This window comes from Maledivibacter halophilus (genome assembly GCF_900167445.1).
Classification (GTDB): Bacteria; Bacillota; Clostridia; order Peptostreptococcales; family Caminicellaceae; genus Maledivibacter; species Maledivibacter halophilus.
In genome coordinates this window covers 295,617-309,498 of record NZ_FUZT01000005.1, presented here as the reverse complement: position 1 = coordinate 309,498, position 13,882 = coordinate 295,617, and the positions used below count along the sequence as shown (strand labels likewise).

General features: G+C 31.9%; 13 protein-coding genes. 9 read left to right on the top strand and 4 right to left on the bottom strand.

The window, feature by feature from the left end:
- Window positions 1-186: 186 nt before the first annotated feature.
- Window positions 187-741, top strand: coding sequence for a hypothetical protein (locus B5X81_RS11730; RefSeq protein ID WP_079491942.1), 555 nt, complete (start codon window positions 187-189; stop codon window positions 739-741).
- A gap of 89 nt (window positions 742-830) precedes the next feature.
- Here B5X81_RS11730 and B5X81_RS11725 read toward each other — a convergent pair whose 3' ends face one another.
- Complete coding sequence (locus tag B5X81_RS11725) at window positions 831-1,685, bottom strand: DUF4438 domain-containing protein (RefSeq protein ID WP_079491941.1); 855 nt, start codon at window positions 1,683-1,685, stop codon at window positions 831-833.
- A gap of 318 nt (window positions 1,686-2,003) precedes the next feature.
- Between B5X81_RS11725 and B5X81_RS11720 the strand changes: the two genes are divergently transcribed.
- The gene (locus B5X81_RS11720) at window positions 2,004-2,198 is read left to right on the top strand and encodes a hypothetical protein (RefSeq protein WP_079491939.1); all 195 of its coding nucleotides are present in this window, start codon (window positions 2,004-2,006) and stop codon (window positions 2,196-2,198) included.
- 135 nt (window positions 2,199-2,333) lie between these two features.
- Here the strand turns inward: B5X81_RS11720 and B5X81_RS11715 are convergent, their stop codons facing one another.
- Together B5X81_RS11715 and B5X81_RS11710 are read right to left on the bottom strand one after the other, a co-directional pair.
- Window positions 2,334-2,600 (bottom strand): hypothetical protein, encoded by a 267-nt coding sequence (locus tag B5X81_RS11715; protein ID WP_139380312.1) that lies wholly within the window; start codon window positions 2,598-2,600, stop codon window positions 2,334-2,336.
- 172 nt (window positions 2,601-2,772) lie between these two features.
- The gene (locus B5X81_RS11710) at window positions 2,773-3,222 is read right to left on the bottom strand and encodes a staygreen family protein (protein ID WP_079491936.1); all 450 of its coding nucleotides are present in this window, start codon (window positions 3,220-3,222) and stop codon (window positions 2,773-2,775) included.
- Between the two features lie 241 nt (window positions 3,223-3,463).
- Between B5X81_RS11710 and B5X81_RS11705 the strand changes: the two genes are divergently transcribed.
- The 3 genes from B5X81_RS11705 (at window position 3,464) to B5X81_RS11695 (ending at window position 7,225) form a co-directional block, all read left to right on the top strand.
- Window positions 3,464-5,641, top strand: a complete 2,178-nt coding sequence (locus B5X81_RS11705) for a DNA topoisomerase (RefSeq protein ID WP_079491935.1) — start codon at window positions 3,464-3,466, stop codon at window positions 5,639-5,641.
- Between the two features lie 207 nt (window positions 5,642-5,848).
- Entirely contained in the window at window positions 5,849-6,472 is a 624-nt protein-coding gene (ytaF, locus tag B5X81_RS11700; RefSeq protein ID WP_170917390.1) for a sporulation membrane protein YtaF, read from the top strand.
- A gap of 387 nt (window positions 6,473-6,859) precedes the next feature.
- Window positions 6,860-7,225 (top strand): VOC family protein, encoded by a 366-nt coding sequence (locus B5X81_RS11695; RefSeq protein WP_330397373.1) that lies wholly within the window; start codon window positions 6,860-6,862, stop codon window positions 7,223-7,225.
- A gap of 169 nt (window positions 7,226-7,394) precedes the next feature.
- Here the strand turns inward: B5X81_RS11695 and B5X81_RS11690 are convergent, their stop codons facing one another.
- Window positions 7,395-8,348 (bottom strand): (4Fe-4S)-binding protein, encoded by a 954-nt coding sequence (locus B5X81_RS11690; RefSeq protein ID WP_079491930.1) that lies wholly within the window; start codon window positions 8,346-8,348, stop codon window positions 7,395-7,397.
- 179 nt (window positions 8,349-8,527) lie between these two features.
- On the opposite strand from B5X81_RS11690, the gene B5X81_RS11685 reads away from it, so the two are divergent.
- From B5X81_RS11685 to B5X81_RS11670, 4 genes are all read left to right on the top strand, one after another.
- Window positions 8,528-9,445, top strand: coding sequence for a LysR family transcriptional regulator (locus tag B5X81_RS11685; RefSeq protein WP_079491929.1), 918 nt, complete (start codon window positions 8,528-8,530; stop codon window positions 9,443-9,445).
- A gap of 683 nt (window positions 9,446-10,128) precedes the next feature.
- Entirely contained in the window at window positions 10,129-11,538 is a 1,410-nt protein-coding gene (pepV, locus tag B5X81_RS11680) for a dipeptidase PepV (protein ID WP_170917389.1), read from the top strand.
- Window positions 11,539-11,617: 79 nt separating this feature from the next.
- Entirely contained in the window at window positions 11,618-12,682 is a 1,065-nt protein-coding gene (locus tag B5X81_RS11675; protein ID WP_079491926.1) for an aminopeptidase, read from the top strand.
- Window positions 12,683-12,708: 26 nt separating this feature from the next.
- Window positions 12,709-13,773 (top strand): aminopeptidase, encoded by a 1,065-nt coding sequence (locus tag B5X81_RS11670; RefSeq protein WP_079491924.1) that lies wholly within the window; start codon window positions 12,709-12,711, stop codon window positions 13,771-13,773.
- The last annotated feature ends 109 nt before the right edge of the window (window positions 13,774-13,882 follow it).

Sequence of the window (13,882 nt, the reverse complement as noted above, 5' to 3'; positions counted from 1 at the left end):
CAAGCACAACGAACAATAATAGATGAGGAACTTAAAAAAATAGATTTAGAAATAATTGAATCTAACATCAATAAAGAGTATATTGAGTTAGATTTAAAGTTATCTAACAAAAGTCAATATACAATAAAAGATAGTAGTATTTTTTTAGGTTTTAGTGAGAATAAAACTGAAAAAGAAGAATTAATTATGGAATATAGTAAAGATAATTATATGTTTAAAGGAGAATATGATAATTTAGATCTATTGCCTGGAGATGAAAGAAATATCAGAGTAACTTTACCCCTAAGACAGATTGATTTAAAGGTCTTTGATACAAATAAAATAATATATGAGCTTGATATGTTTTTAGAGGAAATGGATTATAAAAATCGATATAGGAGAATTGGAAAAATATCACCTAAGGAATTAAACTTAAATAAAGGAAATTATATGAATTATAGTAGTGATATATCTAAAAAAGTTTATGTTAAAATTGATGATGAAGAAACAAAGGCATTTATAAAGCCTCTATTTAATATAAATACTGGGAAAATGTATATTGAGTCCTATGGAGCAAATATTGATTATAGTAGTTGGAAAAAAGTAAATAATAATACTATTAGATGTAATATTGAATTTTCAAGTGATGATAATTCTGGTAAAATAGAGCCTAAATTAAATATTCCCTATACTAATAGTTTAGAAATCAATTTTACATATAATGAGAGTAATAAGGACTTTAAGGCACAGGTACTTTATTAATGAGATAAATAATAATAAATATATTAAATCCAGATTATTCATAGAAAATTGTAAACTAGTGGAGTTGAGGTGGACTCCACTAGCTAATTTTATATATTTACATAATTTTTAATATTAGAACTACTATCAATTTTAGCTTCAATCAATGGTTTCTTACAGGACATAAATGTAGCTACTCCAGGTCCATGACCTGCTTTTATGCAGTCACTATGTATAACAAGACCGATTGTTACAGCACCCTTAAGGTATCCTCTTCCAAAGGTATTATCACAATCTTCAAGTAAAACGAAATCACCAAATTTTAGTTTATCAATTCCCAGTTTTTTAATTGTGTCCTTATCCTGTGTCATTATATCATAATCACCTGAGTGACCATTTGCACTTCCTATACCAGAGCCCATAAGTACCGCAGGTACCTTGCAAACTACTGGAAATATAATTTTTCCGTTTTTTTCTTCAATTTGAATTCTTGAAAAAACCTTGGGATCAATTCCTGTCATATGTATTTCAGGATAGTCTATTAGCTTAAGTCCTTGTCCATGGGTTTTTATGAGAATTTTATCTTCAATTGCCATTTTATCCATGGCTTCGTCACTAAATTCTATTATAGTATGTTCTATACCACCATGGCCACCAAGAACATAGCCTATAGCTCCCTTAGCATCACCAGAAACAACCTTTGCTGTATTTCCTGGACATGCAAGATTCATCATAGCATCGTTTTCTGCTTTAGTTTCATTTCTGATAGAAACACTTGGTTCAACATGATCCCACTCAAAACCAAAGGCAGAATCTCCAACGTGAACATTATAGGTTATTCCTCCAGTGGCTGGCAATATTCTAGGTTCTCCATCGGTGGATATTCTATAATTTTTGCCAAGAGGATGGTGAATTTTACCTTGTACCGATTGTATAACTAATTTGTCTTTATTTGTTTTAATCATAAAAAAAGACCTCCCTTTATACTGATTTTAACTCAAGACTATACAAGTAATTATACCATAATTAAGGGTATTATTATAATTTGAAGTTTTATAGACTATGTAAAAATACTGTTGATATCTTCTGGTCTCACTGAATTTGGAATTTAATAAAATTATGAATTAGTAATATTCATGATCTTGCAATTCAAGGCTTTCTTAATATATTTTCATATATAGTATATAATATTGAGAGAATTAATAGCTAAAGTCTTTACCTAAATCCCTATATATTTTTTTAGTTTAAATCATATATTATAATTTTATAAAGGAGTTGTAGCTGTGGAAGTTAAAGTGTATATTAAGGGTAAAAAAGAGCCTTTGATTTATAAAGGTGACAGAATAGATGTATTGGATTTTAAAATTGACAATATAGACTATAAGCAAATAAGATATTTCAATTTTAAAAAAGGAATAAGTAAAAGTGAATTTGTACAAAAAGATATTATAAAAAAAATAGTAGAAGAGAGAGAATAATTTCTTTTATCAGTGGCTTGGAAAATATTAAAAAAATTCTAATATTTCCAAGCCCTTAGAAATATATAGAAGAGATGCAATTAAACTTTATCCAGGAAATATTCTTTTAGAAAGGATATTAGTATAATAATGGGATTATTTCTTTTTTTTCAAAATAATATTATATCCTAATTCAGTTTTCCCCTTTGTCTCTAATTCGTTTTCAAAATTACTAAAGGATTTTTTTAATCTTTCACTTGCATTTTGCATCCATTTTTTACCCTTCCACAGTTGTAAAGTGTCTATAGCCTCATAAAGAGCAAGTTCCGGTTCATCTTCTTCGATAGTAAAACTTTTAACATTGTTATTTTCCTTAATAGATAGCTCGTATGTCATATCATCACCCATTAATATTGTTTGCACTATAATGAATTTTAATATCTTGGAAAATATGGTTTCACATCAAAAATAAACCTAATAAAAAATTTCAGAAGTGTCAAAGTTTTTATTAGGTTTATATTCAAACTATAAATCATTTCATTAAAATTATAAAGGTTTTAGAGATCATTCTAAAGTTTATCATATATAAATACCTTCATTTATAATCAGAAGGGGTGCCCCAATTTTCTGTACGATTTAAATAGGGGTAGGTAGATTGAAAATGTATGAATATAGGGCATTTATCTAAAAAGGGATATGTCTGGAATAAAACCCTGTCGCCATAACGAAGAGTTTCCAAAGCCAGTGGTAATTCTCTTATGAAGATTTCATTTCGCTTTAAAATTTTAGATAAATCGAATTGTCCATTATCTATTAAAACATATGCTGAAAGGATACAGCTGTTATTTAGAATAGTCCATTTAGCCAAGACATCATCCCTAATTGAACTGATTTTATCGTAGGCATATTGTAATCCTATAGTTAAAAAAAGCTCAGCAGTAATATCGGAATGGGTCATTGTATAATGTCTGCCTAAAATAGGACTTGTTTTAGTAACCCCTTGATGGAACTGAACACTTAGTTTTTCAGGATTTAACCTTATCATTCAAATCATCCCCTTATAAAACAAAAGATATTATCTATAATATGATTTAAAAAGGGGATTAGTGATAGATTAACTAAGGACTAATAGTTTAATTTAAATTTGTTTTACTATACTTCTATAAAAGTATTGCTACATAAAAATATTGACTTTACTAATGGACTGTGAATGATAAAATAGAAACGAACATAGTAGAATAATATTAATATAAAAAATTTATATTTGTAATATGAAGGGGATTTAAATGAGTAAATTAATATTAGCAGAAAAGCCATCAGTGGCTAGAAATATTGCCTCGGCTGTAGGTAGTAAAATTAAAAGAGATGGATATATTGAAGGAAATGGATATTTTATAACATGGGCCTTTGGACATTTGCTTGAGCTTTATGACTGCAAAGACTATGACCCTAAAATGAGATCATGGAGAATGGAGTATTTTCCCTATATACCTGAAAAATTCAAATATAAAGTGAAAACAAGTCCTAAAAATAAAAACAAGCGAGATGCAGGTGCATATAAGCAATTAAAGGTCATAGACAGTCTTGTAAAAAGAAAAGATGTTACAGAAATTGTTTCAGCGGTAGATTATGACAGAGAAGGTGAACTGATTAGTACTTTAATATGGGATTATTTAAAGGTTAAAAAGCCCATCTACAGAATGCTTATAAATGAATGGACAAAGGAAGAGATTCATAGAGGAATGAAGGAGCTGAAAACAAATGAAGAAATGAAAAAGCTTCAGGATGCAGGAGTAAGTAGACAATTGGCCGACTGGGTTATTGGTATAAATTTCACTTCTGCTGCCACATTGAAGTTTGCACAGGGAAAGGGAAACATTTTAAATATTGGTCGTGTATTACTTCCTACTCTTAAAATAATTTACGATAGGGATAAGGAGATTGAGAAATTTGTGCCACAGGATTATTTTAAGCTAAGGGCAAAGTTTATAAATGACAGTGCCCAGTATGATGGAATATATTTTGAAGGGAAGACAGATAAATTTGATGATAAAGAAAAATTAAAGGAAATATCGAAGGAAGTTAAAAATAAGCAGGGTGAAATTATTAAAAAGAAAGTAGAAAGAAAAAAGCAGTATCCACCCTATTTATTCAATCTTTCAAATCTTCAAGGATTTGTAACAAGCAAATATAATGGCTGGACCTCCGATAAGGTATTGAAGGTGGCTCAATCCTTATATGAAAAAAAACTTATAACTTATCCAAGAACAGCAAGTATTGCACTAGAAGAAAGCCTTAAGGATAGGGCTAAAAAAGTATTAAATATTTTAAAAAAGGGATTACCCTATGAAAATGAAATAAAGTTTACTACATCTTCAAGGATTTTTAATAATAAAAAGGTAGAGAGCCATAGTGCAATTATTCCTACTTATGTTATTCCTAAGAGATTAACTGAGGATGAAAAAAAGGTTTATGAAGCTATTAAAAATAGATTTATAGCTCAATTCATGGCTGCCGCTCAGTTTGATCATACAGAAATTATTACTAAGGTAGAAACTGAAGGCGGAAATAGGTTATTTATGTCAAAGGGTAAGATATTAGTCAAGGAAGGATGGCTGAAAATAGAAGGTTCAAATGCTAAAGATGAGCTATTGCCAAATGTAGGAAAGGGGCAATTGGTGATGGTAAATGGTACAAAGGTTGAGTCAAAGAAAACAAAACCCCCTAAAAAACATACGGAAAAAACATTGCTAAAGGTTATGGAGAATTGTGGAAAGCACGTTTCAAAGGAAGAGAAGGAAGATAGTGAAGAAATTCTTCAAGCTATTTTAAGTGGATATTCAATTGGCACTCCTGCCACACGGGCTGATACTATAAAAAGATTGAAGAGAATAGGATATATAGGAGCAAGGGGAAAATCTTTGTATGCCACAGAGAAGGGCGTAAAACTGGTAGAGACCTTTCCTATTAAAGAATTATTTGATCTTGATTATACTGGACGACTTGAAAAAGCCTTATCAGATATAGAAAAGGGGAAATTTAACAAGGATGAATTTTTAAATCATATTTTTGATTTTACTATAAAGGGAGTAAAGGTGATTTCTAATGATAAAGATATAATAATTAAGGGTGGGAAGAAATCGTCAAGGGGAAGTACAAAACAGGATATAGAAGTTCTTGGAAAATGCCCCCAGTGTGGACATGATATTATAGAAGGGAAAAAGGGCTTTGGATGCAGCAATTGGAGAAATGGATGTAAGTTTGTTGTGTGGAAAAATGATAAATACCTAGCTTCTATGAAGAAAAAGGCCACAAAGACAATGGTGAAAAAATTGTTAAAAGATAAGAAGGTTAAGGTAAAGGGATTAACAAGTAAAAAAGGTAATAAATTTGATGCTATTTTATCCTATGAAAAGAATAAGGAAAATGATTATTATAGTTGGAAAATGGAGTTTGAAAAATAAATAGAAATATTAATATAACTGTTGACATTAACGCTGCGTAAGGGTATATAGTTAACGGGAATTAAAAAGTAGAATTGTTTTTACACAGATTAAAATGCAGGCTGTGGCTGTATGCCATTTGACCTGCGTTTTATATTAAATGATTAGATGTGTCAAACACAGCCCCTGATGAATAATCTAATACAAATGAAATATAGGGGTGACAACATGAGTTTAATAAGCTTGATTTTAATAGCCACTGCAGTTAGTATTGATGGTTTTTGGGGAGGATTTGCCTTTGGATTGAGAAAAATTAGGATTAAATTTTTCTCATTAATTATTATTTCGTCTATGTCTGTTATCTGTACTATGATTACTATGCTAATAGGGTATAATTTAAAGGATATTATACCATTGGAAATAGCAAAATATATTGGAGCAGGGCTTCTTATTTTACTGGGACTGCTAACATTAAGAGAAAGTTATAAGAAGGAAAGAGCTCTTTCAAATAATAGCAGAAATTTAATAAACTTTAAGCTTGGAGATTTAGTAAAAGTTCTTTATAACCCTCTCTTATCAGACGTAGACAAACAAAATGATATCAAGCCTATGGAGGGGACTATTTTAGGTCTTGCAGTAGCTATGGATGCAGCAATTGCAGGATTTACAGTATCCTTAATGGGCATTAACCCATATACAACACCATTTCTCTTTGGTTTGAGCCACTTCGTGCTTATAGGTATTGGCAATGTTATTGCTAGACATAGTGGGGTAAATCAAATAGGACAAAGATTTTCTCTACTGCCAGGACTTATATTGATGATTCTTGGTGTTTTAAGATTAGTCCAATAGAAATCAGAGGGAGATTTTAACAATTTCACACTTTTATAATTTTTCAATATACCATATAATAATGATATAGAAAAGAAGTGTTAGAATGATCATTGAAATAATAAGACTTCGTAATTTCATTTAGTGCAAATAACTGAATTTAAATAAGCTTTTAAATATTTGATAGTATATAATTATTTAAAATTAACTCGTTGTGCTAGTTCCTATATTAGGAGTTTTAATATTTCCTTTTCGTTCATGCTATAAACCTGTTTTTTTATATGATTTTTAAGGAAAAAACAGGTTTATAATATTAATATATATCAAAACTCTCAAGAAACATCGGATATATTGAGGAACTAAATGGAGAAGTTGACATAGATAAAACTAAAAAATAAGGAGAGTGGTATGATGAAATTTTGTTGGAGTACAATAAGGGTTAATGATATGGAGGAGTCATTGAAGTTTTATCAGGAAATAGTTGGACTTAATATAAGTAGAAGATTTGAAGCTGGACCAGGGGTTGAGATTGGATTTTTAGGAGATGGAGAAACAAAGGTTGAATTAATATGTGATGAAAATAGTAAGAACGTAAATCTTGGGGAAGATATTTCCCTAGGTTTTGAGGTTGATTCTGTTGATAAGATGATGAAATTTCTAAAGGAAAAGGGCATAGACATACATAGTGGACCTTTTCAGCCAAATCCACATACAAAGTTCTTTTTTGTAATGGATCCAAATGGCTTGAAAATTCAATTTGTAGAAAATATTTAAGTACTTATAATTAGCAAATATAGAATCATTTGATTACATATAAACAAGCTTTTATACATGTGTTTAAGGATGGGTATTTACACAAATAAAAATAACGCTTTTAACAATTTGTTAAAAAGCGTTATTTTTATATTTTTACAAGATCTACTGGTTTTCATAATAGATTAGCTTAGCACGTAGCTCCTCCTTTTATATGAAGCTGTGTATCTAGAATATCATGCTTTCTATCCAAGATATTATCTGATAATAATTCATTTTCTATATCTTCAAATCCCAAGCGTTGGATCATCTGGACAAATCGCTCTCCGGTCTTCCCTTTCTCTCGATATAGAAGAATGGCTTTTTCAATAATATCTAGTACTTCAGCCTCAGATGTAAAAACTTTACTTAAAGCCTTACCACGAGCAACTTTTTTTCCCCATCTTCCTCCAATATAGATTTGATATCCCTGTGATCCTCCTTCAATGGCATTAAAATGACATTTTCCAATACAAAGCCCACAATTGTTGCAAATCTGAGGATCAATGTAGAGTATACCATCGGTCATTTTGGCGGCAGACATTGGACATAGGGTTTCTATAGAACATTTTTTACATCCTTTGCATCTATTTTCATCAAAATTAGGAATTCTTTGGCCAATAATGCCAATATCGTTTAAATCTGGTTTCACACAATTATTAGGACATCCCCCTACTGCAATTTTAAATTTATGGGGCAGCTTTACCTCATTGTAACCATTATAAAAACGCTTGTGAATTTTTTTAGCTAGGTCAAAGGTATCAATTAATCCATATTGACAAGTGGTTCCCTTGCAGGAAACAACTGGTCTTACCTTAGACCCTGTTCCCCCAGTAACCAAGCCTTCCTTTGCAATGTATGCCCTAAAATCCTCAATCTTATCAAAGGGAATCCCTGGTACCTCAATGGTTAGGCGTGTAGTAAAGCATACATTTCCGTTTCCAAAAAGTTCAGATGCTTCTGCGATACATTTTTGTTGAGCTGCAGTAATCATTCCATTTACTGTGATAACACGACCTGAAAAATTATCTGTTCCTTTATTACTTAAAAAGCCTAGAGCTTTAACTCGTTTTTCATCTTCAGAACTAATTGTTAATGTAGCCATAAATATCTCTCCTTTAACCGTTATAGTAATCTCGCCTAGAACTAGGACCTTTATAATACAAAAAAATTTTCACTTAATAATGATGATATATTAACATTATATAGCTTGATTATTGCTATTAAAAGCGATAATATTTGATATATATAATCGGTTAATTCGATTGAAAGAGAGGGTAATTTATGACTATTAGACATTTAAAAATATTTATAAAAGTAGCAGAGACAGAGAATATGACCTTGGCAGCTTCACAGCTTTATCTGGCCCAGTCTACTGTTAGTCAAGCAATTCGAGAGCTAGAAGAGCATTATGATGTTCTGCTATTTTCAAGACTTTCGAAACGCCTTCATATTACAGTAGCTGGTAAGCATCTTCTTGCATATGCACGTTCTGTTGTGGCTAAGTTTGATGAACTGGAATTTTTCATGAAAAAAGACAGTCAGATAGAGCATTTGCGTCTTGGAACAACTATTACCGTAGCTTCTTGTATACTTCCTCGACTGCTTAATGAGTTGGAAGCAAAATGTCCTCAGACAGAATGCTTTTCCCTTACAGCAAATACTGCAACCATTGAGAAAAAGATACTTAAAAATGAACTTGACGTGGGAATTGTTGAAGGAGAGATAAAGAATAGCCATTTAGTTACCATACCTATGGTAGACGATTATTTAGTACTTGCTTGTCCAGCGGGTCATCCTATTTCATTGAAAAAAGAAGTTTCATCAAAGAATTTAGAAGCCTTTCCCTTTGTCATGAGGGAGAAGGGAAGTGGAACCAGGGAGTTATTTATAAATTTCCTTAAACAAAGAGGAATATCTATACAAATTAAATTGGAAGCTCCCTTTCCTGAGGCAATGAAAAATGCAATCTTATTTAATGATTGTCTAGCGGTTATTTCAGTTCGTCTTTTAGAAAATGAAATTAAGGCGGGTACAATTCATGTGATCCGTAATAGTAGTGGTGAATGGAATAGAACCTTTAAAATGGTTTATCACAAGGATACATTTATTACTAAATCGATTTCCGCTTTATCTCAGTTATTGAAATCTTATAAAGAACCTGTTTTTATAGAGTCGGATAATGGAAGTTTTTTGATTTAGTGGGTGGAAAGATAGAAGATAAATTTAGGAATTGCCAAACTAGCAGGAAGTAAAGTTTAAGGTTTAATATAGTAAAAGATATAAATAGTTAAGGAAAGTAGTAACAGAATAGGCCAATAAAGAAAAAAGTGATTAATTGGTACAAATGGTACTGGAAAAACTACATGATTAAAAAACTCCTTTACAAGAATATGTTGTAAAGGAGTTTTTTTATTGATGAAAAATTTTAGATATTATTATGAATAATATGATGATTGCATGTTTATTCATAATATAAATTAATATTGCGAATAGTTTTTAAAATATAAAATTATCATATTTTACGATGTTTAGTATTTGATTAGAAAACACTTGATGATGTATGTAAGGGTATAACTGGGATGAGGATTGTGGGTGGATCGCAAAAAGTTTTATTTTAAGAGCTTAACCGTATATAAAAACCTATTGTACATTGTGTATAAAATAGCAGGATTATAATTGGATAAATGCATAAAGGTAAAAAAGACAAATTTCGAGAAATTATAAATAAGTTAAAAATGTAAGTTTAAAAATTTTTAAAGTACTACTATATATTATGCAATCTAACCAAGTTAGAATTATGGAATTTGCTCAATCAGAAATGAATTTAGTTATATAGGAAGTGATATGGTTTAGATGATGTTTAGAAGGAGATGAGATTTTTTATGGAAAAAGTATTGAATGACATAATCGATAGTATGGCAGAAAATATAATTAACTCAACTATAGAAACTGTAAGAATAAAAAGTGTTCTTGAAGAAGGAAATGATAAAACTAAACCCTTTGGTGAAGGTATAGATAAGGCTTTAAATTATACCTTGGATCTAGGAAAAGGATTGGAGATGAAGAGTGAAAATATAGATGGATATGCAGGATTTGTGGAAATAGGTCATGGTAAAGACATGGTCGGGGTATTGGCTCATATTGATGTAGTGCCTGAAGGGAATGGATGGACGTATCCGCCATATGAAGGAATGATAGAGGATAGAAAGCTTTATGGTCGTGGAGCTTTAGACGATAAAGGGCCACTTATAGCCTGTATGTATGCTCTAAAGGCTATAGAAAAATCTAAGATACCAATAAGCAAAAGATGCCGATTGATTATTGGTACTGATGAAGAAACCCTTGGCAGGGGAATAAAATATTATCTTAAAAAATGTGAGAAACCTAAATGTGGTTTTTCTCCCGATGCTGAATTTCCTGTTATTTATGCAGAAAAGGGCATTCTTAGATTTGAAATACAAGGAACCTTTAATGAGAAGAAGAATGATAGAAAAAAATTAAAGCTCTTGAGGGTATCAGGGGGAACCAGAGCAAATGTAGTTCCTGATTATGCAAAGGCTGAGATGAAGGTTAAGGGAAGTGGAGATAAGAATATTTCTAATGCTGTAAACAGTTTAGAATACACAAAGAGAAAATTAGTGACCATTAATAAAGAAGATGACTTTGTAATTATTGAAGTAAAGGGACAATCTGCCCATGCTAGTACTCCTGAGCTAGGAATTAATGCTATCAGTATTATCATAGAAATACTTTCTAAATTGGATATTGCCTCAATTAAGTTTAAAAAATATATCGATGTACTAAGAGCTTTAACTGAGGATGTAAATGGCAAAAAGGCTGGATTTTATTGCAATGACGAAATTTCAGGAGATTTGACCTTGAATATAGGTGTTGTTGAAATAGATGATGTAAAGGGAAGGGCAGTTTTTGATATTAGATATCCGGTTATGGCCCAGAAGGATGAAATATGGCAAAAAATTTGCAGCTTATGTAATGATGATAGTATAAAACTTTTGGAAATCCAAGATAAAAAACCATTGTATGTTGATCCAAAATCCAAGCTCATTAAAACTTTACAAAAGGTATATAAGGAAATGATGGATCAGAATCCTGAGCTGATTGCAATAGGTGGTGGAACCTATTGTAGATATCTTGATAATTTCGTTGCCTTCGGCCCAGTATTTCCCGGGCAAAGGGAATTGGCCCACGAGCCCGATGAATATATATCACTTTCAGATTTAATATTGATTTCCAAGATATATGCCCAAGCAATTTATGAATTGATCAAATAGTATCATCAATAATTAAAGCTCTATTTATATTTAATTTAGGGCTAAAAAATAAATCACAAAACATTTAGGAGGTCTTAATATGGAACTTGCTTTAGGTATTGAAAATACAAAGGATTATTTGTCCTTTGAAACAAATCGTGCAGCTTATAAGCTGGTAAAGGATGTAATGCTTGTTAAGGAAGGGGAAAATGTACTCATATCTGCTGACTCATCTACTGATATGAGGGTAGTTGAGGCTACAGCAAATGCTGTATATGCAATAAATGGAAATCCTGTGGTGGTTTATTATCCTACAGCTCCAAATGCTTGTCAGGAACCCAATGGTATTGTAGGGGGAGCAGTTTCCAATGCAGAGGTTTGGATTGAATACGCATATGCCAATTTAATGCATACACCTTCCTGGAAAAAGGCTTTAAAAAATGGCTGCAGGTATATATGTGCTACTGGAATGGATGTACAAATGATTGTTAATACAGTAGGTAAAGTAAACTATCCAATTTTAGTTGAACTTGGAGAATGCTTAAAGAGAATAGTAGAAAATGCAAATGAGATAGTGATAAAGTCTGACAATGGAACTCATTTAGTAGCTAAAAATGAGGGAAGAAAGGTGAGACATTCTGGACAATTGGCAACCCAAAAGGGATATCCAATAATGGTTGGTGGACAAATAAGCTGGTGTCCAATTGAAACAACCATTAATGGGACTCTTGTTTTTGACGCAGCACTATGGCCTCCCTATGATTTAGGAATATTACAAGATGATGTGAAAATTGAGTTTAAAGATGGTATAGCAGTAAAAATTGAAGGTGGTAAGGATGCTGAGAAATTTAAGAGATGGCTTGAAGATTTAGATGATACTAATATGTATAGATTGGCCCACTATTCACTTGGATTTAATCCAGGGGTAACTAAGGCAACGGGAAGAATAGTTGAGGATGAGAGAATATTCGGCTGTATGGAATTTGGAATGGGCTCTCAGGGTGCAATGATAATGGGTGAGTGCTGGTCAGCGGCATCCCATACCGATGGTGTTGTATCCTCTCCTACTATCATATTAGATGGTGAAATTTTAGAAAAGGATGGAGTATATTTACACCCAGAAGTAGTAGGGTTATGTAAAAAATTAGGAGTTCAAGGATATTAAATTTTATATTAACTGGAGGTGTTTTCATGGAATATCCCTTAGGCATTGAAATGACTCAGGACTATTTATCATATGAAGTCTCAAAGGCAGCATTAAAACTTGTAAAGGACGTTATGCTGGTTAAGGAAGGAGAAACTGTAGTAATAACTGCAGATACATCCACAGATAGAAGGGTTGTTGAAGCAATAGCTAGGGCAGCAAATGCCTTTGGAGGAAAGCCGGTAGTAGTTTATTATCCAACTACCTATAAATCCTTCGAAGAACCACCAAAGCCTGTTGCAAGTGCAGTGGAATATGCAGATGTATGGATTGAATTAGCTTATTATTGTGTTATGCATAGTCCGTGTTTTCAAAAGGCCTTGGCAAATGGTGCAAGATACACATGTTTAACAGGTATGGACGTTACTATGCTTGTTAACACAATAGGTAAAATCGATTACAACCTTGTGGTAGAGTTTGGAGAATACTTAACACAGCTTGTTCAGGATTCAAATGAGGTAATAATTGAGGATGAAAATGGTACAAATTTACATGCCTATAATAAAGGCAGAAAAGTCAAGCATTCAGGGCAGTTGGCCACAAAAAAAGGATATCCTATTATGTTAGCTGGTCAGGTAAGCTGGTGTCCAGTAGAAGAAACTATTAATGGAACTATAGTATTTGATGCTGCAGCATTTCCTCCTTCAGAACTTGGAATTCTAAACAATAATATTGTCTTAACCCTTGAAAAAGGAATAGTTACAAAAATAGAGGGAGGAGACGATGCAAAAACATTTGAAAGCTGGCTTAAGGGTTTCAATGATCCAAACATGTTCAGGTTAGCCCACTACTCATTAGGATTTAACCCTGGAGTTATAAAGGCCACTGGTAGAATAGTAGAAGATGAGAGAATATTTGGCTGTATAGAATTTGGAATTGGCAGTCAAGGAGAAAGTCTTATGGGGGCCTTCTGGGATGCAGCAGCCCATACTGATGGAGTTGTATCAAAACCAACAATTAAATTAGATGGGAAATTATTAGAGAAAAATGGAGTATATGTAGATCCAGAAGCTGTAAAATATTGCAAGGCATTAAAAGTTTTTGGTTATTAGTATTATATAGATATTCCAGTAAAACAATTAATTTATATATATAAAAATCCTCAGAACCATTGGATATTTTCATAGGGATAAATTAAGTTTTGCTGTGGGAAATCTATAT

Bases quoted from the DNA above. Each gene is read 5' to 3' on its own strand.
- B5X81_RS11695 (WP_330397373.1), top strand. From the start codon at position 6,860: ATGATGAAATTTTGTTGGAGTACAATAAGGGTTAATGATATGGAGGAG.
- B5X81_RS11685 (WP_079491929.1), top strand. From the start codon at position 8,528: ATGACTATTAGACATTTAAAAATATTTATAAAAGTAGCAGAGACAGAG.
- B5X81_RS11690 (WP_079491930.1), bottom strand. From the start codon at position 8,348: ATGGCTACATTAACAATTAGTTCTGAAGATGAAAAACGAGTTAAAGCT.
- B5X81_RS11675 (WP_079491926.1), top strand. From the start codon at position 11,618: ATGGAACTTGCTTTAGGTATTGAAAATACAAAGGATTATTTGTCCTTT.
- B5X81_RS11725 (WP_079491941.1), bottom strand. From the start codon at position 1,685: ATGATTAAAACAAATAAAGACAAATTAGTTATACAATCGGTACAAGGT.
- pepV (WP_170917389.1), top strand. From the start codon at position 10,129: ATGGAAAAAGTATTGAATGACATAATCGATAGTATGGCAGAAAATATA.
- B5X81_RS11730 (WP_079491942.1), top strand. From the start codon at position 187: ATGGAATATAGTAAAGATAATTATATGTTTAAAGGAGAATATGATAAT.
- ytaF (WP_170917390.1), top strand. From the start codon at position 5,849: ATGAGTTTAATAAGCTTGATTTTAATAGCCACTGCAGTTAGTATTGAT.
- B5X81_RS11710 (WP_079491936.1), bottom strand. From the start codon at position 3,222: ATGATAAGGTTAAATCCTGAAAAACTAAGTGTTCAGTTCCATCAAGGG.
- B5X81_RS11670 (WP_079491924.1), top strand. From the start codon at position 12,709: ATGGAATATCCCTTAGGCATTGAAATGACTCAGGACTATTTATCATAT.
- B5X81_RS11705 (WP_079491935.1), top strand. From the start codon at position 3,464: ATGAGTAAATTAATATTAGCAGAAAAGCCATCAGTGGCTAGAAATATT.